Raw genomic sequence first — 18,387 nt, forward strand, 5'->3', positions numbered from 1 at the left:
TGCCCCGTACCGCTCCGCCGTGCCCATCAACTCGTCACTCCCCACCGCCGGACAGCCGCTCGCTCCGGTGTCGTGAGACTCCGGCTCCCCATCGGCTGCCCGGCTTGCGCTGTTATACGCGGCCTGGCCGCGGCATACGGCACCTGCAGCCGATTCCGCCCCCAACTTCCGTACAGACAGACGATCGGCGTAAGCCGAAGATTCCCGGCGGCCGAAGAATTCCGGCCAATTGATCTGCTGTGGGGACGCAGCCGCAGTCGCCGACCCGTGTCGGATTCGGGGACGCAATCTCCCGCAATGGACGGACAACTGCGGACGTCCTGTCCGGGTGTGCGCCGAGTCGGCCCGGACAGGTCTTCGAGATACCCGTGGGTCGGTAGTAGGCTCACGCCGTTTGTTGCCGTACATGTGTGCCCCCTTTTCTCCGGGGCCGAGCTGGGGGAGGCCATGCGCTTTCGCGGGAAGTCCATCCGCCGGAAGATCGTGGCGCTGCTTCTCGTGCCGCTCGTTTCCCTGACCGGGATCTGGGCCTTCGCCACCGTACTCACGGGGCGCGAGGTCAACCAGCTGTTCGACACGACGTTCATCGTCCAGGAGATCGGTTACCCCACCGAGGACGTCATCAGCGTGCTCCAGGACGAGCGCCGCCAGGCCCTCGTCTACCTCGCGGACCCCCGCGCCTCCGACGCCCTCACCGACCTGCGCCGGACCAGGACCGCCACCGACGAGGTGGTCTCGAAGATCCGCCGGAACGCCGGGGCCGCCGACGTGCGGGACGAGCTGGGTCCCGACGCCACCGAGCGCCTCACGGCCATCCTGGACGCCTTCGACGGGGTGGGGTCGCTGCGTCAGAGCGTCGAGGACGGCACGGTCACCCGTGCGCAGGCCCTGGACCTCTACAACCGCCTGGTGGACCCCTGCTACATCCTCCTGGCCAACCTCCGGGTCCTCGACGACGTGGACGTGGACAAGGAGGGCCGCGCCCTCGTCAACATGTCGCGCGCCCGTGAGCTGCTGGCCCGGGAGGACGCCCTGCTCGGCTCCTCCCTCGTGGTCGGCAGGGTCACCCGCGACGAGGCCCGCGACATCTCCGACCTCGTCGCCCAGCGCACGCTCATGTACGAGATCAACCTGCCGCAACTGCCCTCCGTCGAGCGCACCCGCTACGAGCGCTACTGGAAGAACGCCTCCACCGCACCGCTGCGCGTGGCCGAGCAGTCCGTCCTCGCCTCCTCGCCCGGCACCCCCGACGGAGTCAGCGCGAGGAGCTGGGACGGCCTCGCGGACGGCGTCCTGGACGGCCTCGACAAGCTCAACACCCAGGCGGGCGACCGCTTCCAGGACCGGGTCCGCCCCGTCGCGGTCGGCGTCATCGTCAAGGCCGCCATCGCCGGCGTGCTCGGCCTGGCCGCGGTGCTGGTCTCGCTCTTCATGTCCGTACGCATGGGCCGCGGCCTCATCCGCGACCTGCGCCGGCTGCGCCGGGAGGCCCACGAGACCGCCGAGGTCCGGCTGCCCAGCGTGATGCGCCGCCTCTCCGCGGGCGAGCAGGTCGACGTCGAGACCGAGGTCCCGCGCCTGGAGTACGAGAAGAACGAGATCGGCGAGGTCAGCCAGGCCCTCAACAGCCTCCAGCGGTCCGCCGTCGAGGCCGCGGTCAAGCAGTCCGAACTGCGCAGCGGCGTCTCCGAGGTCTTCGTGAACCTCGCCCGCCGCAGCCAGGTCCTGCTGCACAAGCAGCTCACCCTGCTCGACACGATGGAGCGCAGGACCGAGGACACGGACGAACTCGCCGACCTCTTCCGCCTGGACCACCTGACGACCCGTATGCGCCGGCACGCGGAAGGCCTGGTCATCCTCTCCGGGGCGGCCCCCTCCCGGCAGTGGCGCAAGCCCGTCCAGCTGATGGACGTCGTACGCGCCGCCGTCGCCGAGGTCGAGGACTACGAGCGCATCGAGGTCAGGCGGCTGCCGCGGATGGCCGTCACCGGGTCCGCCGTCGCCGACCTCACGCACCTGGTGGCCGAACTCCTGGAGAACGCCACGGTGTTCTCCCCGCCGCACACGGCCGTGCAGGTCCTCGGCGAGCGGGTCGCCAACGGCTTCACCCTGGAGATCCACGACCGCGGTCTCGGCATGGCCGCCGAGGCGCTCCTCGACGCCAACCTCCGGCTGGCGGAGACCCCCGAGTTCGAGCTCTCCGACACCGACCGGCTGGGCCTCTTCGTGGTCAGCCGGCTCGCCCAGCGGCAGAACGTACGCGTCTCCCTGCAACCCTCCCCGTACGGGGGGACGACCGCGGTGGTCTTCGTGCCCGACGCGCTGCTCTCGGACGAGGTGCCCGACACCAACGGCGTCGGTTTCCGGCTCGACCGCGCGCCCTCCGCGAAGGGCGCGCAGAAACCGAGGAGCCCGAAGGGCACGGCCGACGACGACCGCAGGACCGCCCTGTCCCAGGTCCCGGTGACGCTGCCCGGCCTGTCGACCTCGATCCTCGACGGGCCGGTCGAACTGGAGGCGCCCGTCGACCTGGACGCCCTCGACGACTTCCCCGGCCCTCTCGACGACGGGACCGGGCGCGGCGGCGTCTTCCGGCCGCGCCGCTCCCGCGCCGGGACCACCAAGGAGGAGTGGCCCGAACCACCGCGCGGGCCGGCACCGTCCGACGGCGGCGACGGCCGCCCCGCCGCGCCGCTGCCCCGCCGCCGCGCCCCCAAGCTCGTCAGCTCCCACGGGCGTCCCGTGACCCGCGCCGCACCGCGCCGCGAGGGCACGGCGGACCGCCAGGACACCGGCGAGGTGACGGAACTGCCCCGGCCGGCCGGGGAGGCGCCCGAGCGTTCCGGCGTGCTCGAAGAGCTGCCGAAGCGGTCCAGGGGCGCCACGCGGGGACCGGCGGGCCGTGAGACCGGCGACCGGCCCGCCGGTGCAGGCGAGGAAGCGGGCGCGGGCGAGGGCCGGGGGGACCGCGACCGGCCTCCGGCCCTGCCCCGGCCCGGCGCACGCCGCGGGATCGAAGCGGGCAGCACCCGCCCCGCGGCCCCGGTTGACAGCGGAGACACCCGCCCCGACGCGTCGGCCGCGGGCGGCACCGGCCCGCTGCCCCGCCGCGTACGGCAGGCCAGTCTGGCTCCGCAGCTCAAGGAGGGGCCCGAGGAGGGCACCGCGAGCGGCGCCGCCCGCCCGGCGGACCCCACCGACCGGGACGCGGACGAAGTACGCAACCGGATGGCCTCGCTCCAGCGCGGCTGGCAGCGCGGCCGCGAGGAGAACGCCGAGGGCGACCGGGCCCAGGACGGCACAGCACCAGGAACGACCAAGGGAGACGGTCGATGACCGGACCGAAGACCGCCGGCCACCTCACGACCACCACGGAGACGGGAGAGCTCAACTGGCTCCTCGACGACCTGGTGGCGCGCGTCGCCAGCATCCGCAAAGCACTCGTGCTCTCCGGGGACGGCCTCCCCACGGGGGTCTCCGGCGACCTGACGAGGGAGGACAGCGAGCATCTGGCCGCCGTCGCCTCCGGCTTCCACAGCCTCGCCAAGGGCGTCGGCCGCCACTTCGAGGCCGGCAGCGTCCGGCAGACGGTGGTCGAACTGGACGAGGCGTTCCTCTTCGTCACGGCGGCCGGTGACGGCAGCTGCCTCGCCGTCCTCTCGGACGCCGACTCCGACGTCGGGCAGGTCGCGTACGAGATGACCCTGCTGGTGAAGAGGGTCGGCGCGCATCTCGCCGCCGTCCCGCGCACCGAACTGTCCTCCGGAGGGTAGTGGGACGGTATGAGCGGAGACGGTCAGGGGACGCCCCACTGGTTCGACGACGAGGCCGGACCGGTGGTCCGTCCGTACGCCATGACACGCGGCCGCACCACCAGCCCGGGCCAGCACCGCCTCGACCTGATCGCGCTGGTGGTGGCGGAGCGGTACGCCGAGGACCCGGAGGCGGACAACTCGCTCTCCCCGGAGCACGTGGACATCGTCGGACTCTGCCGTGACGCCCCCCAGTCGGTCGCCGAACTCGCCGCGGGCCTCGACCTGCCCATCGGGGTCGTACGCGTCCTCATAGGCGATCTGGTGGAGGACGAGCTGGTCCGTGTGACGCGTCCGGTCCCCCCGGCCGAGCTGCCCGACGAGAGCATCCTGCGCGATGTGATCAGCGGCTTGCGGGCCCTGTGAACGAAGCACCGGCACCACCGAAGCACCCGGCACGACCGAGCACGTGACACCACCGAAGCAGGAAGAAGAGACCGATGATCCTCGGGCGCACGGAACGCGGCAAGGCCCCGGTCGAACCCGTCACCCTCAAGATCCTCGTGGCGGGCGGCTTCGGTGTGGGCAAGACCACCCTGGTCGGCGCCGTGAGCGAGATCAAGCCGCTGCGCACCGAGGAGCTGCTGACCGAGGCGGGCCGTCCCGTCGACGACACCAGCGGCGTGGAGGGCAAGCGCACCACCACGGTCGCCATGGACTTCGGCCGCATCACGCTCCGCGAGGACCTCGTGCTGTACCTTTTCGGCACACCGGGCCAGGACCGCTTCTGGTTCCTCTGGGACGAGCTCGCCACCGGCGCCCTGGGGGCCGTCGTGCTCGCCGACACCCGCCGCCTGGAGGACTGCTTCGCGGCGGTCGACTACTTCGAGCGACGCGCCATCCCCTTCGTGGTCGGCGTCAACTGCTTCGAGGGCGCCTCCCGTTACCCCGCCGAGGACGTCCGCCAGGCCCTCGACCTCGACCCCGCCGTCCCCGTGGTCCTGTGCGACGCCCGCGACCGGGAGTCGGTCAAGGAGGTCCTCGTCGAGGTCGTCCAGCACGCGATGGCGTACGCGGGCGGCCCCCGCCGCACCCTCACCGGCTGAGCACACGCGACACGGCTCAGCCCGTGCCCTCCTCCTCCCAGCCGAAGCTCTTCTCCACCGCCTTGCGCCAGTTGTGGTACTCGCGGTCGCGGACCGACGCCTCCATGGACGGCGTCCACTCGGCGTCCTTCCGCCAGTGCGACTTCAGCTCGTCGAGGTCGTTCCACACCCCCGTCGCCAGGCCCGCCGCGTACGCCGCCCCCAGACAGGTCGTCTCGGAGACCTTCGGACGGATCACCGGCACGTCGAGCACATCCGCCTGGTGCTGCATGAGCAGGTTGTTCCCGGTCATGCCGCCGTCCGCCTTCAGGGTCGTGATCCGCACCCCCGAGTCCTGGAACATGGCGTCCACGACCTCACGCGTCTGCCAGCTCGTCGCCTCCAGCACGGCCCGCGCCAGGTGCCCCTTGGTGACGTACCGCGTCAGACCCGTGACGACCCCGCGCGCGTCGGAACGCCAGTACGGCGCGAACAGCCCCGAGAACGCGGGCACGATGTACGCGCCGCCGTTGTCGTCGACACCCGCCGCCAGGGTCTCGATCTCGTCGGCGCTGCGGATGATGCCGAGCTGGTCGCGGAACCACTGCACCAGCGCCCCGGTGATCGCGATGGCCCCCTCCAGGCAGTAGACCGGCGCCTCCGTGCCGATCTTGTATCCCACCGTCGTCAGCAGCCCGTTCTTCGAGGCGACGGGCCGGCCCCCGGTGTTGAGCAGCAGGAAGCTGCCCGTCCCGTACGTGTTCTTGGCCGTGCCGACGTCGTAGCAGGTCTGCCCGAACACCGCCGCCTGCTGGTCGCCCAGCGCGGACGCCACCGGGACCCCGGCGAGCCGGCCCACGGCGGTCCCGTACACCTCGGCCGAGGACCTGATGTCGGGGAGGACCGACTCGGGGACGTCCATCGCGGAGAGGATCGACCGGTCCCATTCGAGCGTCGCGAGGTTCATCAGCATGGTGCGGGAGGCGTTGGTGACGTCGGTGACGTGCCGGCCGCCGTCGGTGCCGCCGGTGAGGTTCCAGACGAGCCAGGAGTCGATCGTGCCGAAGGCGATCTCGCCGCGCCCGGCCCTGGCCCGCAGCCCCGGTACGTTGTCGAGCAGCCAGGCCGCCTTGGGCCCGGAGAAGTAGCTGGCCAGCGGCAGCCCGGTCCGCTCACGGAACCGGTCCTGCCCGTCCGGACCGCCGAGTTCGCCGCACAGCGCGGAGGTACGGGTGTCCTGCCACACGATCGCGTTGTGCACGGGCTTGCCGGTGGCGCGGTCCCACAGGACCGTCGTCTCGCGCTGGTTGGTGATCCCCAGCGCGCTGATCTGGTCGGCGCGGAGCCCGGCCTTCGCGATCGCGCCCGCGACCACGGCCTGCACCTTCGACCAGATCTCGGTGGCGTCGTGCTCCACCCAGCCGGGTTTGGGAAAGATCTGGCGGTGCTCACGCCGGTCGACGGCGACGATCGCGCCGTCCTGGTTGAAGACGATGCAGCGGCTGGACGTGGTGCCCTGGTCGATAGCGGCCACGAACTTGTCCGTCATGACGTCCCCTTCGTCGGTTCCTGCTTCGTCGGGTTCGGTGGAAGGCGTACGGGTCCTGCGGAGGGTGTACATGTCCCGCGGAGTGCGTACGGGCCCTGCCGTGACGACAGGGGTCAGAAGGCCACGTTGAAGATCAGCCCGGACAGCGCCCCGCCGGCCAGCGGCCCCACCACCGGGATCCACGAGTAACTCCAGTCCGACGTCCCCTTGTTGGGGATCGGCAGGACGGCGTGGGCGATGCGCGGGCCCAGGTCGCGGGCCGGGTTGATGGCGTACCCCGTCGGACCGCCGAGCGACAGACCGATGCCGACCACCAGGAACGCCACGATCAGGATGGCGGTGCCGGACTGGCCGAGCCCCTCGGTGAGCCCGAAGGCCAGGATCGGCAGGACCAGACCGACGGTCGCGATGATCTCGGTGAGGAGGTTCGCCACCGGATGGCGGATCTCGGGAGCGGTGGAGAAGATCCCGAGCGTGGGCTGCGCGCTCCGGTCCTCGGCGTTGGCCTGGAACTGCGCGAAGTAGACCAGCCAGCACAGCACGGCGCCGAGGAACGCGCCGGCCATCTGCCCGGCGACGTAGAAGTGGACCTGGTCCCAGTCGCCGGTGTCGATCGCGATGCCGACCGTCACCGCCGGGTTGAGGTGCCCGCCGGACAGCGGCGCGGCCGTGTACGCGCCGGCCAGCACGCCGAAACCCCAGCCGAAGGCGATGACGGCCCAGCCGGCGTCCTTCGCCTTGGAGTGGTCGAGGACGACGGCGGCGACCACGCCGGCGCCGAAGAGGATCAGGATCGCTGTGCCGATGACCTCACCGACGAAGATGTCTCCGTTGCTCATGGCGGCTCCTAGGCCAGGACCCGGGGCGATCCGCCCCGGTCCACCGTGCGGGGTGCGTTCCCCTGACTGCTTCAGCCGAAGGCAGGGAGGTCCCGTACCCCGCCCGGCGTCCGTGACGAGCGTGCTGTAGCAGTCGAACCGCCTGTGGGGGACGCCCTGTCGACGCGGACGGGAGCCTGCGCGGCGCGGTGCCTCGATTGCGCCGGAATGCGACGATGCCGACTGACACGGGAAGTGTTCACCGGCGCTGTGGGAGCGTCAAGGTCGTGGGCGGCAACGGTTCACGCGGACGGCCGGAGCGGTGCGGGCCGGTCCGGAACGGTGCGGGACCGTCCGGACCGGGTCATCTGACGTCATCTGACGACGACCACGGACGACCCGTGCCCGAACAGCCCCTGGTTCGCGGTCACTCCCACCCGGGCCCCCGCGACCTGCCGGTCGCCCGCCGTGCCCCGCAGCTGCCGTACGAGCTCGCAGACCTGGGCGACGGCCTGCGCGGGAACGGCCTCCCCGAAGGAGGCGAGCCCGCCGCTGACGTTCACGGGCAGCCGTCCGCCGAGCGCCGTCGCGCCCTCCCGCAGCAGCCCGGCCGCCCCGCCCTCGCCGCACAGCCCCAGATCCTCGTACCACTGCAGCTCCAGGGCCGTGGACAGGTCGTAGACCTCGGCGAGCGAGAGGTCCTCCGGACCGATCCCCGCCTCCTCGTACGCCGCCCGCGCGATCGACGCGCGGAACGTGCCGTCCGCCGGCCGGACCGCGGCCGCCGAGTCCGTCGCGATGTCGGGCAGGTCCAGGACGGTACGGGGATAGCGCGGCGTCACCGTGGACACGGCCCGGATCCGCACCGGGTCCGCGGCCCCGTGCCGCCGCGCGAACGCCATGCTGGACAGCACCAGCGCCGCCGCGCCATCCGAGGTCGCGCAGATGTCCAGCAGCCGCAGCGGATCGGCCACCACCGCCGACGCGGCGACCTCCTCGGCCGTGACCCGCCTGCGGTAGCGCGCGTCCGGATTCAGCGCCCCCATGGCCGCGTTCTTCACCTTGACCCGTGCGAAGTCCTCCAGGGTGTCGCCGTGGACGGCCATCCGCCGCCGCGCGTACAGCCCGAAGTACGCCGGATTCGTCGCCCCGAGGAGACGGAAGCGCAGCCAGTCCGGATCGTCGGGCCTGTCCCCTCCCGCGGGCCGGAAGAACCCCTTCGGGGCCGCGTCCGCGCCCACCACGAGCGCCACGTCCGTGAGACCCGCGAGGATCTGCGTCCGTGCCGTGTCGACGGCCTGCGCCCCCGACGCGCACGCCGCGTACACGCTCGCCACCCGGGCCCCCTGCCAGCCCAGCGCCCTGGCGAACGTCGCCCCCGCCACGTATCCCGGATAGCCGCCGCGCACCGTGTCCGCGCCGACGACCGAGCCGACCTCCCGCCAGTCGAGACCCGCGTCGGCCAGCGCCCCACGCGCCGCCACCGTCCCGTACTCGACGAAACTCCGGCCCCACTTGCCCCAGGGGTGCATGCCCGTGCCGAGCACTGCCACGTCCCCCGTCACGGCGCCGCTCCCGTACCCGCCGCGGTGCCGTCCCGCACCGGCCGCCAGTGCCAGGTCGTCCAGGTCGTCCGCGCGTCCTCGTTCAGCACGCCCGGGACGGCCTCCACCTCCATGCCCACCGCCAGATCGGCGACACCGACCCCGGGAACCGTCTGCCCGAGCACCACCAGGCGCTCCGCCGGCAGCTCCACGGCGGCCAGCACGCAGGGCCGCCAGACGAGTTCCGGATCGGACACGTACGGGGGCGGCGGCCGGTACCGGCTGTCCGTGTAGGACCAGACGCGGCCCCGCTTCGACAGCGGCACCTCCTCCAGTTCGCCGCCCGGGCAACCCGGATTGCGGCAGAAGGCGTCCTCCCGGGGGAAGAACACGGACGCGCAGGCCGAGCAGCGCGTGCCGAGGAGCCGGAAACCGCCTCCCCGACCGGTGAACCAGCCGGTGACCACGGGTGTGCGGATGCGTGACACGGCCCCTCCACGGCTCGGCTTTCTGACGGTACGTCAGAAGTCTGGCACGGGCCACGCCGATTGGGCAGTGCCCCGCGGCGGACCGGCGAGAACCGCCGGGGCCCGCGGCGCGTCCGACCACCGGCGGGGACGGCCGGGGCCCACGGGGGTGGTTCCGGCCGTCCTCCGCCCCCGCGGGGGAACCCGTGCCTGCGCGTCCCTTCGAGGGACATCGCGGCTGCCGGAGGCCGATCAGGGCGGGCAGCCGCAGCATCGGTGTGATCATCGGATACAGTCCCGGGCGTGTCCCCATCCCAGATCCCGGCCGCCAACTCCGCGCCGGGCACCCACTGTTCGAGCTGCGGCGCCCCCTACGGAGAAGACGTCTCCGACTGGCCCCGCACCTGCACCGCCTGCGGCGCCGTGGCCTACCGCAACCCGTTGCCGGTCGCGGTCGCCCTGCAGCCCGTGTACGACACGAAGGGCGCGGCCCTGGTCGTCATCACCCGGACCGTCGAACCCGCGCGCGGCGGTGTCGCCCTGCCCGGGGGGTTCATCGACCACAAGGAGGACTGGCGGCAGGCCGTCGTCCGTGAGCTCAAGGAGGAGACGGGCATCGTCGCGGCGAGCCGCGACGTACGGCTCGTCGACGCGCTGAGCTCGCCCGACGGGCACCTGCTGCTCTTCGGCGCCCTCCCGGAGCGTCCCGCGAGCGACCTGCCGCCGTCCGCCGCGACGGACGAGACCGAGGGCTGGCACCTGCTGCGCGGGGCGGCCGAACTCGCCTTCCCGCTGCACACCCTGGCGGTCCGGGCGTGGTTCGAGGGCCGCTACATCTGAGCGACCGTACGGCCGTTACACCTGAGCGACCGCATGGCCGCCGCGTCCGGGCGACCGCATGGCCGCCGCATCCGAGCGGCCCCGCGGCGCCCCCGGTCAGACCTCCGGTCCCAGCCCCCGCACCCGCACGGGAAGGGACGGCCGCCCCGGGCCGTCGTCCCCGTCCCGCTCCACGACCACACGACCGCCCTGCCGGCGCGTCACATAGCGCTCGGCCTCCGGCTCCCGCCGGCCGTCCCCGCCACCGGTGACCACCAGCCCGCCCCCGGTCCGCCCGGGGGCGGGCGCCCACACCTCCAGCTCCACGGCACCGTCGTCGCCGCGCACGGGCAGCACGGCGCCCGCGCGGACCAGTACCGGGATCCGCGACAGCGGGGCGTCGACCAGCACCCGGGCGGGCCCCTCGTACGCCTCCCCGGTCGCCGCGTCGTACCAGCGGCCCGGCGGCAGCCGCACGGCACGCCGGTCCGCGCCCGGCTCCAGCACCGGCGCCACCAGCAGGCAGTCACCGAGCAGGAAGGCGTCCTCGCAGTCGCGCAGCGCCCGGTCCTCCGGGGCACCCCACCACAGCGGACGCGCGTAGGGCGCCCCCGTACGCCGCGCCAGATGGGCCAGCGTCAGGAAGTACGGCAGCAGCCGCCGCCGCTCGACGAGCGCCACGCGCGCGTGCTCCAGGACCTCGTCACCGAACTCCCAGGGCTCCCTGCGCCCCGCCCGCCCGCCCCCGTACGTACGGAAGAGCGGCAGGTACGCGCCCAGCTGGAACCACCGCAGGTACAGCTCGGGGGAAGGGCTCCCGCCGGCGCCGCCCACGTCGGGTCCCGAGTACGGCACCCCGCAGAGCCCGAGCCCCAGCACCAGCGACAGCGACGCCCGCAGACCGGGCCACCCCGTGGCCACCTCCCCGGACCAGGTCCCCCCGTAGCGCTGCGACCCGGCCCACCCGGAACGCGAGAACAGGAAGGGCCGGTCCCCGGGAGCCGCTCCGGACAGTCCCTCGTGGGCCGCCCGCGCCATGGTGAGCGCGTACACGTTGTGCGCCTCGCGGTGGTCGCCGCCGCGGCCCTCCAGATCGTGCCGCGCCGAACGGGGCAGCGTGGACTCACCGAAGGCCGTGAAGGACACCGGCTCGTCCAGGTCGTGCCAGAAACCGGCGAACCCCTGCGCGAGCCCCTCCTCGTAGAGCCCGCCCCACCACCGGCGCGTGCGCGCGCGCGTGAAGTCCGGATAGACCGCCTCGCCCGCCCGGCCCACCCCGCGCACCACCTCTCCGGCGGCGTCCCGCACGAAGGCGTCCCCGGCGCTCCCGCCGGCGTACACGGCGCTCCCGGGCCCGGTCCCGACCGCCGGGCCCACGACCGACACCAGCCGGATCCCGTCCCGGCGCAACTCCTCCGCCAGCACCGGCAGCTTGGGGAAGCGGTCCTCGTCGACCGTGAACACCCGGTGCGCGTCGAGGTGGTCGGCGCCGAGGTGCACGGCGTCCAGCGGCAGCCCGCGCTCGTGGTACCCGCCCACGATCCGCCGCACCTCCTGCTCGTTCCCGAAGGACCACCGCCCGTGCTGGTGGCCCAGGGCCCAGGCCGGCGGCAGCGCGGCGGCACCGGTCAGCGACGCCCAGGTCTGCAGCACGCGCGCGGGGGTGCCCGCCATCACCCAGCAGCGCAACGGCCCGCCGTCCATCCGCAGTTCGCTCGTCCCGGCCAGGTCGTGCCCCGATCCGGCCCCCTCCTCGCCCTCGCGCAGGGTCACCGAGCCGTCCCAGGAACTGTCGTGGAACACCAGATGGGCGGCGGCGTCGGCCACCACCAGCTGCACCGGCATGGTGAGGTGCAACGGATCGTCACCGGGCCCGAAGGCACGCCCGGGATCGGTGTTCCACAGCCGGTACGTCCCGTCGCGCAGCCGGGGCCCCGACGCCCGCCCGCCGAGACCGAAGAACCGCGCGTCCGCCGCCACCTCCGACCGCTGTGTCCAGCGGGCCGGACCACCGCCGGCCGGCTCCCACCACCGCGGCGGCAGATCGCGCCGCAGGCGCACCCCGCCCGGCGTGAACACCTCCACGGCCCCGAACCGGGAGACGACCACCGTCAGCCGCTCCGCCACCACCCGCCAGGCGCCGTCCTTGTCCGGCTCCAGGACGGCCCGGGAATCCGGTTCGGGAGCGGCGTCCGCCAGCGCGTACGAGGGCCCGGGACCCGCCCCGTCCCAGCCCCGGAAGACAGCTCCGCCGACCGTGACGGTGATCCGCAGCTCCGACCGGGCGAACCGGACGACACCGCCGCCGGGCGCGGGCTCCACGGACAGCACCGGCCCGGGAACCCGCGCGCGCTCGGCACCCCGCGCCGGCAGCCCCGAGGCGTCGGCACGCTGCCGGCGCCACGCGGCCCGCACGCCGAGCAACCCCTTCACCACCCCGGCCGAACCGACCACCTTCATCGAACGCACCAGGTCACGACCGTTCATGCTGCTCAGCCTGTCACCCGGACAGGCCAACGGATGAGTCGTTCAGCTTCCGTTCACCCGATGCACGGCCGCACGTTCACGAGCCGGACCGTCCGGGACCCGCCCTGGTGCGAAAGCCGACCACATGGCATCGTCCGTCCCAGCCGCGTGACGCGCACAACCCAGCCCGTGCGCGGTACACGCACACGACGCGCGCAGTCCGGGAGCCGCCCCATGAACCCATCGAACCCCTCGCCGCTCTGGCAGCCCGACCCGGAACGTATCGAGCGGGCGCAGCTCACCCGGTTCCGGGCATGGGCCGCCGAGCACCACGGCGCCCCCGCCCGGGGCGGCTACGCCGAGCTGCACCGCTGGTCCGTGGAGGAACTGGACACGTTCTGGCGAGCCGTCACGGAGTGGTTCGACGTCCGGTTCTCCACCCCCTGCGAACGCGTGCTGGGCGACCGCTCGATGCCGGGGGCCCAGTGGTTCCCGGGAGCGACCCTCAACTACGCCGAACACGCCCTGCGGGCGGCCGGCACCAGGGCGGACGAACCGGCCCTCCTGTACGCCGACGAGACCCACGAGCCCCGGTCCGTCAGCTGGTCCGCACTACGCCGCCAGGTGGGCTCCCTGGCAGCCGAACTCCGTGCCCTCGGCGTACGCCCGGGAGACCGCGTCAGCGGATACCTCCCGAACGTCCCGCAGGCCGTCGTCGCCCTCCTCGCCACCGCCGCCGTCGGCGCCGTGTGGACCTCCTGCGCCCCGGACTTCGGCGCCCGCGGCGTCCTCGACCGCTTCCGGCAGGTCGAGCCCGTCCTGCTGTTCGCGGTCGACGGCTACCGCTACGGGGGCAAGGAGCACGACCGCCGGGAGACCGTCGCCGAACTGCGCCGCGAACTGCCCACCCTGCGCGCCGTCGTGCACGTCCCGCTCCTGGGCACCGAGGCCCCCGAGGGCACCCTGGAATGGTCCGCCCTCACCTCGGCGGACGTGACCCCCGTCTACGAACAGGTGCCGTTCGACCACCCCCTCTGGGTGCTCTACTCCTCCGGCACGACCGGCCTCCCCAAGGCCATCGTCCAGTCCCAGGGCGGCATCCTCGTCGAACACCTCAAACAGCTCGGCCTGCACTGCGACCTGGGACCCGGGGACCGCTTCTTCTGGTACACGTCCACCGGCTGGATGATGTGGAACTTCCTCGTCTCCGGCCTCCTGACGGGCACCACGGTCGTCCTGTACGACGGCAGCCCCGGGTATCCGGACACCGGAGCCCAGTGGCGCGTCGCCGAACGCACCGGCGCCACCTTCTACGGCACCTCGGCCGCGTACGTCATGGCCTGCCGCAAGGCGGACGTCCACCCCGCCCGCGACCTCGACCTCTCCCGCGTCAAGTGCGTCGCCACCACGGGCTCGCCCCTGCCCCCCGACGGGTTCCGCTGGCTGCACGACGAGTTCGCCGAGGTGGGCCACGACCTGTGGATCGCCTCCGTCAGCGGCGGCACCGACGTGTGCTCCTGCTTCGCCGGGGCGGTCCCCACCCTCCCCGTGCACATCGGCGAACTCCAGGCCCCGGGACTCGGCACCGACCTCCAGTCCTGGGACCCCGGCGGCAAGCCCCTCACCGACGAGGTCGGCGAACTCGTCGTCGCCGGCCCGATGCCGTCCATGCCGGTCCGCTTCTGGAACGACCCCGACGGCAGCCGCTACCACGACAGCTACTTCGACACGTACCCCGGTGTGTGGCGCCACGGCGACTGGATCACCGTCACCTCGCGCGGCTCCGTCGTCATCCACGGCCGCTCGGACTCCACCCTCAACCGCCAGGGCGTCCGCATGGGATCGGCCGACATCTACGAAGTGGTCGAACGCCTGCCGGAGATCCGCGAGTCCCTCGTCATCGGCGTCGAACAGCCCGACGGCGGCTACTGGATGCCCCTCTTCGTCCACCTCGCCCCGGGCGCCGTGCTCGACGAGACCCTCCTGGACCGCATCAGGCGGACCATCCGCGAACAGCTCTCACCGCGCCACGTCCCCGACGAGGTCATCGAGGTCCCCGCCGTGCCCCACACCCTGACCGGCAAGCGCATCGAGGTCCCGGTCAAGCGACTCCTCCAGGGCACGCCCCTCGAAAAGGCGGTCAACCCCGGCTCCGTCGACGACCTCGACCTGCTCCGCTTCTACGAGGAACTGGCCCGCGACCGCGCCTGACCCACCGGCGGCAGCGCGGGCCGGAGGGCGTTGTCAGTGCCGCCGGTTACGGTGAGTGAGCATTGATCACCGCGCTCAGGGGGAAAAGATGGCGCACACCCAGCACCGGACCGCGCGACACGTCCTGCGTCGCGAGATCGCCGGGACGATCGGCCTGCTCACCGACGAGCACGACTTCACTGAGATGCGACGGCGCTACCGCACCTTCGCCTCCGCCTTCGACGACCACGCGGGCTATCTGCGGCAGGTGGAGGACCTGCTCCGAACACTCGCCGACCGGGGCGGCCACACCACGGTGGCGCTCTTCGACCCCGAGGAGTACGCGGAGTTCTGCGTCGAGCACGGCCTGGACCCCGACACCGCGGCCGGCCGCACCCGTTTCACGGCGGAACTCGCCGCGACCGGCGCGACCGTCCCCTACGAGGGCCAGACCCTGGACACCCTCGTCCCCCGCCTCGTCGACGAGGCGGTCCGCCGGGCCACCTGGGAGTACGCGACCACGCTCCTGTCCCGGATCGGCACCTGCGCGTCCTGCGGCGAGGACATCGGCCGGGCGGGCTTCCTGCGCGCCTCGGACCTGCTCGTCCGCGTCCTCGAAGCGTCGGGCCCGGGCGAGCGGCACCTCGTCTGCAGCGTCTCCACCGAGCCCGAGGCACTGACGGCCGTCCTGCACGCCGACGACGACCAGGACGGCACACCGCACCTGGACGAGGCCGAAGCCCTGGAGTTCACCACCGTCCTCGCCCTCGGCATCGCCACCCGGACCGCCGGCGGCCTCGTCATGCGCATCAGCACACCCCACAGTGCCGACCGGGTCTACGGCTGGCGCCTGCGCGGTGAGGGACTGTCCCCCCTCACCGCCGGGGAGGTCTTCGACGCCTACTGCACGGACGCCCGAACCGGCGACCTCGTCTCCCCGGAGCCGGGCGTCGACTACTGTGCGCCACCGGACCTCGGCGACGACGGCCCCGCGACCGCGCACACGCACTGAACGCACGCACTGAAGACACGGGGGGCGCCCCACCCTTCGGTGGAGCGCCCCCCGGGCCACGGGAACGGCGTCTACTCGCCGGACAGCACCGCCTGAGCCGCCGTGCGCGCCTCCTCGGCGCTGTCGCAGGCCCGCGCGGCCGCCGCCGCCCGCCGGCACTGCGCGAGCGTGTACTTGGCCAACGCCGCACGCACGTAGGGAATCGACGCCGCACCCATGGAGAGGGAGGTGACGCCCAGACCGGTCAGCACGCACGCGAGCAGCGGGTCCGAAGCGGCCTCACCGCAGACGCCACAGCTCCTGCCCTCCGCCGACGCCGCCTCGGCGGACACCGCGACCAGGTCGAGCAGCGCGGGCTGCCACGGGTCCTGAAGCCGGGACACGGCACCCACCTGACGGTCGGCGGCGAAGGTGTACTGCGCGAGGTCGTTGGTCCCCAGCGACAGGAACTCGACCTCCCGCAGGATCGAGCGCGCCCGCAGGGCGGCCGAAGGGATCTCGACCATGGCGCCGAACTTCGCCCGCAGACCGGCCGCACGGCACGCGTCGGCGAACGCCTTGGCGTCCGCGCGGTCCGCGACCATCGGAGCCATCACCTCGAGGTGGACGGGCAGCCCCTCGGACGCCTCCGACAGCGCCGTCAGCTGCGTCCGCAGCACCTCGGGGTGGTCGAGCAGCGACCGCAGACCGCGCACGCCCAGAGCGGGGTTCGGCTCGTCGGCCGGCGTCAGGAAGTCGAGCGGCTTGTCGGCGCCCGCGTCGAGCACGCGCACCACGACCCGCCCCTCGGGGAAGGCTTCGAGCACCTGGCGGTACGCCTCGACCTGCTTCTCCCGCGACGGCGCGTTCCTGCTGTCGTCGAGGAAGAGGAACTCGGTACGGAACAGCCCCACGCCCTCGGCGCCCGCCTCGACCGCCGCCGGAACGTCCGCCGGACCACCGATGTTGGCCAGCAGCGGCACCCGGTGCCCGTCGGAGGTCGCCCCGGGACCCGTCGACGCGGCGAGCGCGGCCCTGCGCGCGGCGGCAGCGGCCTCCATCTCGGCCTTCTTCCCGGCGCTCGGGTCCACGAAGATCTCACCGGTGCTGCCGTCCACGGCGACCGTCGTGCCCTCGGCCAGCTCGCCCGCTCCCGGCAGCGCCACCACGGCGGGTACCCCGAGGGCCCGCGCCAGGATCGCGCTGTGGCTCGTCGGGCCACCCTCCTCGGTGACGAAACCGAGCACGAGCGCCGGGTCCAGCAGCGCCGTGTCGGCCGGCGCGAGATCACGGGCGATGAGGACGTACGGCTCGTCGCTGTCGGGCACACCGGGCATCGGAACACCGAGCAGCCGCGCGACGATGCGGTTCCGCACGTCGTCGAGGTCGGCCACGCGGCCCGCGAGGTACTCACCGGCGTTCGCCAGCAGGGCGCGGTACGCGGCGAACGCGTCGTAGACCCCCCGCTCCGCCGTGCTCCCCACCGCGATACGCCGCTCGACGTCGGCGATGAGCTCCGGGTCCTGGGCCATCATGGCCTGGGCCTCCAGGACGGCCTGCGCCTCGCCGCCCGCCAGGTTGCCGCGCGCCATCAAGTCGGCCGCCACGGCCTCCACGGCCTGACGGGCGCGCCCCTGTTCGCGCTCCGCGTCCTGCGGCGGTATCTGCTTGGCAGGCGGTTCGAGCACCGCCGTCCCCATGTGCCGAACCTCGCCGATCGCCACACCGTGGCTCACGCCGACGCCTCGCAGCGTTGTCTCCATGTCACCCGTCTCCGATAGAGCGGCAGCGCCTGCCGCCGTGATGTCGTGCCGTACCTGCTGTACCCGCCGTGCTTGATGCGCCTGCCGTCCCGTGGCCGGCGCATGCGGTCGGTGCCAGGTCAGTGCCAGCTGAAGAGAGCGTCGCCGACCTTGACCTCGCCGTCGACGCTGACGTCGGAGAGGGACTCCGTGGTGGCTTCGAGCGCCACGACGGGACAGACGGGGGACTTGCCGGCCGCTTCGACGGCGGCCGGGTCCCAGCGCACCACGGCCTGCCCGCGCTGCACTGTGTCCCCCTTGTTCACGAGGAGCTCGAAACCCTCGCCGTTGAGCTGCACGGTGTCGATGCCCAGGTGCGTCAGCACTCCATGACCCTCCTCGTCGACCACGACGAAGGCGTGCGGGTGGAGGGAGACGACGACACCGTCGACGGGCGACACCGCAGCGGAAGCCTCCCGGACGGGGTCGATCGCGGTACCGGGGCCCACCATGGCCCCGGAGAAGACCGGATCCGGCACTGCTGCGAGTCCGATGGCGCGTCCTGCAAGAGGGGACGTCACGGTGGTCATGGGAAGCCTCCCGGGGGCGGGGATTCACTGGGGGCCGTCACTGCCTGTCCCGGACGGCGCACTGCTGAGCAGCGTAAGTCATGGGAAGTGACGGTTCCGCGCCAGAGGATCCGGTCGGCTGACGCCGCGCGCGGCGCAGACGATTTGCACCCGATCGGAGGCCCCATGTACAGTCTTAGACCTGCCCGGGGCCGAGAGATGCGAATGTTGCGTCCCAGTCCGGCAGCACCCAACTGATCAGTTGTCATCTCAGATCTTGTTCCGCATGTCCGCGGGACGATGGTCAGGGAGACGGAAAACCACTGATAGAGTTTGGGAACACGAAGGGAAGCGCCCGGAGGAAAGCCCGAGAGGGTGAGTACGAAGGAAGCGTC

Annotated in this window: 14 protein-coding genes; 7 read left to right on the forward strand and 7 right to left on the reverse strand. The window is 72.9% G+C overall.

Annotation, left to right across the window (positions count from 1 at the left end; all coding sequences use genetic code 11):
* Nucleotides 1-447 precede the first annotated feature (447 nt).
* The 4 genes from KM933_RS33925 (at nucleotide 448) to KM933_RS33940 (ending at nucleotide 4,858) form a co-directional block, all read left to right on the forward strand.
* A complete protein-coding gene (locus KM933_RS33925) occupies nucleotides 448-3,336 on the forward strand; it encodes a nitrate- and nitrite sensing domain-containing protein (RefSeq protein ID WP_221359737.1) in 2,889 nt (962 codons plus the stop codon).
* Nucleotides 3,333-3,773, forward strand: a complete 441-nt coding sequence (locus KM933_RS33930) for a roadblock/LC7 domain-containing protein (RefSeq protein ID WP_221359739.1) — start codon at nucleotides 3,333-3,335, stop codon at nucleotides 3,771-3,773. Before KM933_RS33925 ends, KM933_RS33930 begins: the two co-directional genes overlap by 4 nt.
* A 9-nt stretch (nucleotides 3,774-3,782) precedes the next feature.
* Complete coding sequence (locus KM933_RS33935) at nucleotides 3,783-4,178, forward strand: DUF742 domain-containing protein (RefSeq protein ID WP_221359741.1); 396 nt, start codon at nucleotides 3,783-3,785, stop codon at nucleotides 4,176-4,178.
* Nucleotides 4,179-4,252: 74 nt separating this feature from the next.
* The gene (locus tag KM933_RS33940) at nucleotides 4,253-4,858 is read left to right on the forward strand and encodes a GTP-binding protein (protein WP_221359743.1); all 606 of its coding nucleotides are present in this window, start codon (nucleotides 4,253-4,255) and stop codon (nucleotides 4,856-4,858) included.
* Between the two features lie 16 nt (nucleotides 4,859-4,874).
* On the opposite strand, the gene glpK is transcribed toward KM933_RS33940, so the two are convergent.
* From glpK to KM933_RS33960, 4 genes are all read right to left on the reverse strand, one after another.
* Nucleotides 4,875-6,386 carry a glycerol kinase GlpK gene (glpK, locus tag KM933_RS33945; RefSeq protein WP_221359745.1) on the reverse strand — a complete coding sequence of 504 codons (1,512 nt, stop codon included), beginning with the start codon at nucleotides 6,384-6,386 and terminating at the stop codon, nucleotides 4,875-4,877.
* A 113-nt stretch (nucleotides 6,387-6,499) separates the two neighbouring features.
* Nucleotides 6,500-7,225 carry an MIP/aquaporin family protein gene (locus KM933_RS33950; protein WP_221359747.1) on the reverse strand — a complete coding sequence of 242 codons (726 nt, stop codon included), beginning with the start codon at nucleotides 7,223-7,225 and terminating at the stop codon, nucleotides 6,500-6,502.
* Between the two features lie 353 nt (nucleotides 7,226-7,578).
* Nucleotides 7,579-8,769 carry a lipid-transfer protein gene (locus KM933_RS33955; RefSeq protein ID WP_221359749.1) on the reverse strand — a complete coding sequence of 397 codons (1,191 nt, stop codon included), beginning with the start codon at nucleotides 8,767-8,769 and terminating at the stop codon, nucleotides 7,579-7,581.
* Complete coding sequence (locus KM933_RS33960; protein ID WP_221359763.1) at nucleotides 8,766-9,215, reverse strand: Zn-ribbon domain-containing OB-fold protein; 450 nt, start codon at nucleotides 9,213-9,215, stop codon at nucleotides 8,766-8,768. Before KM933_RS33960 ends, KM933_RS33955 begins: the two co-directional genes overlap by 4 nt.
* A 303-nt stretch (nucleotides 9,216-9,518) precedes the next feature.
* On the opposite strand from KM933_RS33960, the gene KM933_RS33965 reads away from it, so the two are divergent.
* Nucleotides 9,519-10,055 (forward strand): NUDIX domain-containing protein, encoded by a 537-nt coding sequence (locus tag KM933_RS33965; RefSeq protein ID WP_221359751.1) that lies wholly within the window; start codon nucleotides 9,519-9,521, stop codon nucleotides 10,053-10,055.
* Nucleotides 10,056-10,151: 96 nt separating this feature from the next.
* On the opposite strand, the gene KM933_RS33970 is transcribed toward KM933_RS33965, so the two are convergent.
* On the reverse strand, nucleotides 10,152-12,521 hold the full coding sequence (locus tag KM933_RS33970; RefSeq protein WP_221359753.1) for a glycoside hydrolase family 31 protein: 2,370 nt from the start codon (nucleotides 12,519-12,521) through the stop codon (nucleotides 10,152-10,154).
* A 213-nt stretch (nucleotides 12,522-12,734) separates the two neighbouring features.
* Between KM933_RS33970 and KM933_RS33975 the strand changes: the two genes are divergently transcribed.
* Together KM933_RS33975 and KM933_RS33980 are read left to right on the forward strand one after the other, a co-directional pair.
* Nucleotides 12,735-14,711, forward strand: coding sequence for an acetoacetate--CoA ligase (locus KM933_RS33975; protein ID WP_221359754.1), 1,977 nt, complete (start codon nucleotides 12,735-12,737; stop codon nucleotides 14,709-14,711).
* 88 nt (nucleotides 14,712-14,799) lie between these two features.
* Nucleotides 14,800-15,702 (forward strand): hypothetical protein, encoded by a 903-nt coding sequence (locus KM933_RS33980; RefSeq protein ID WP_221359756.1) that lies wholly within the window; start codon nucleotides 14,800-14,802, stop codon nucleotides 15,700-15,702.
* A gap of 71 nt (nucleotides 15,703-15,773) precedes the next feature.
* Here the strand turns inward: KM933_RS33980 and ptsP are convergent, their stop codons facing one another.
* Nucleotides 15,774-17,444: a phosphoenolpyruvate--protein phosphotransferase gene (gene ptsP, locus KM933_RS33985; RefSeq protein ID WP_221359758.1), complete on the reverse strand. Its 1,671-nt coding sequence runs from the start codon at nucleotides 17,442-17,444 to the stop codon at nucleotides 15,774-15,776.
* 119 nt (nucleotides 17,445-17,563) lie between these two features.
* Nucleotides 17,564-18,013, reverse strand: a complete 450-nt coding sequence (locus KM933_RS33990; protein WP_221359760.1) for a PTS sugar transporter subunit IIA — start codon at nucleotides 18,011-18,013, stop codon at nucleotides 17,564-17,566.
* Nucleotides 18,014-18,387 lie beyond the last annotated feature (374 nt).

The sequence above is a fragment of the Streptomyces beigongshangae genome, assembly GCF_019710745.1.
Taxonomy (GTDB): Bacteria; Actinomycetota; Actinomycetes; order Streptomycetales; family Streptomycetaceae; genus Streptomyces; species Streptomyces beigongshangae.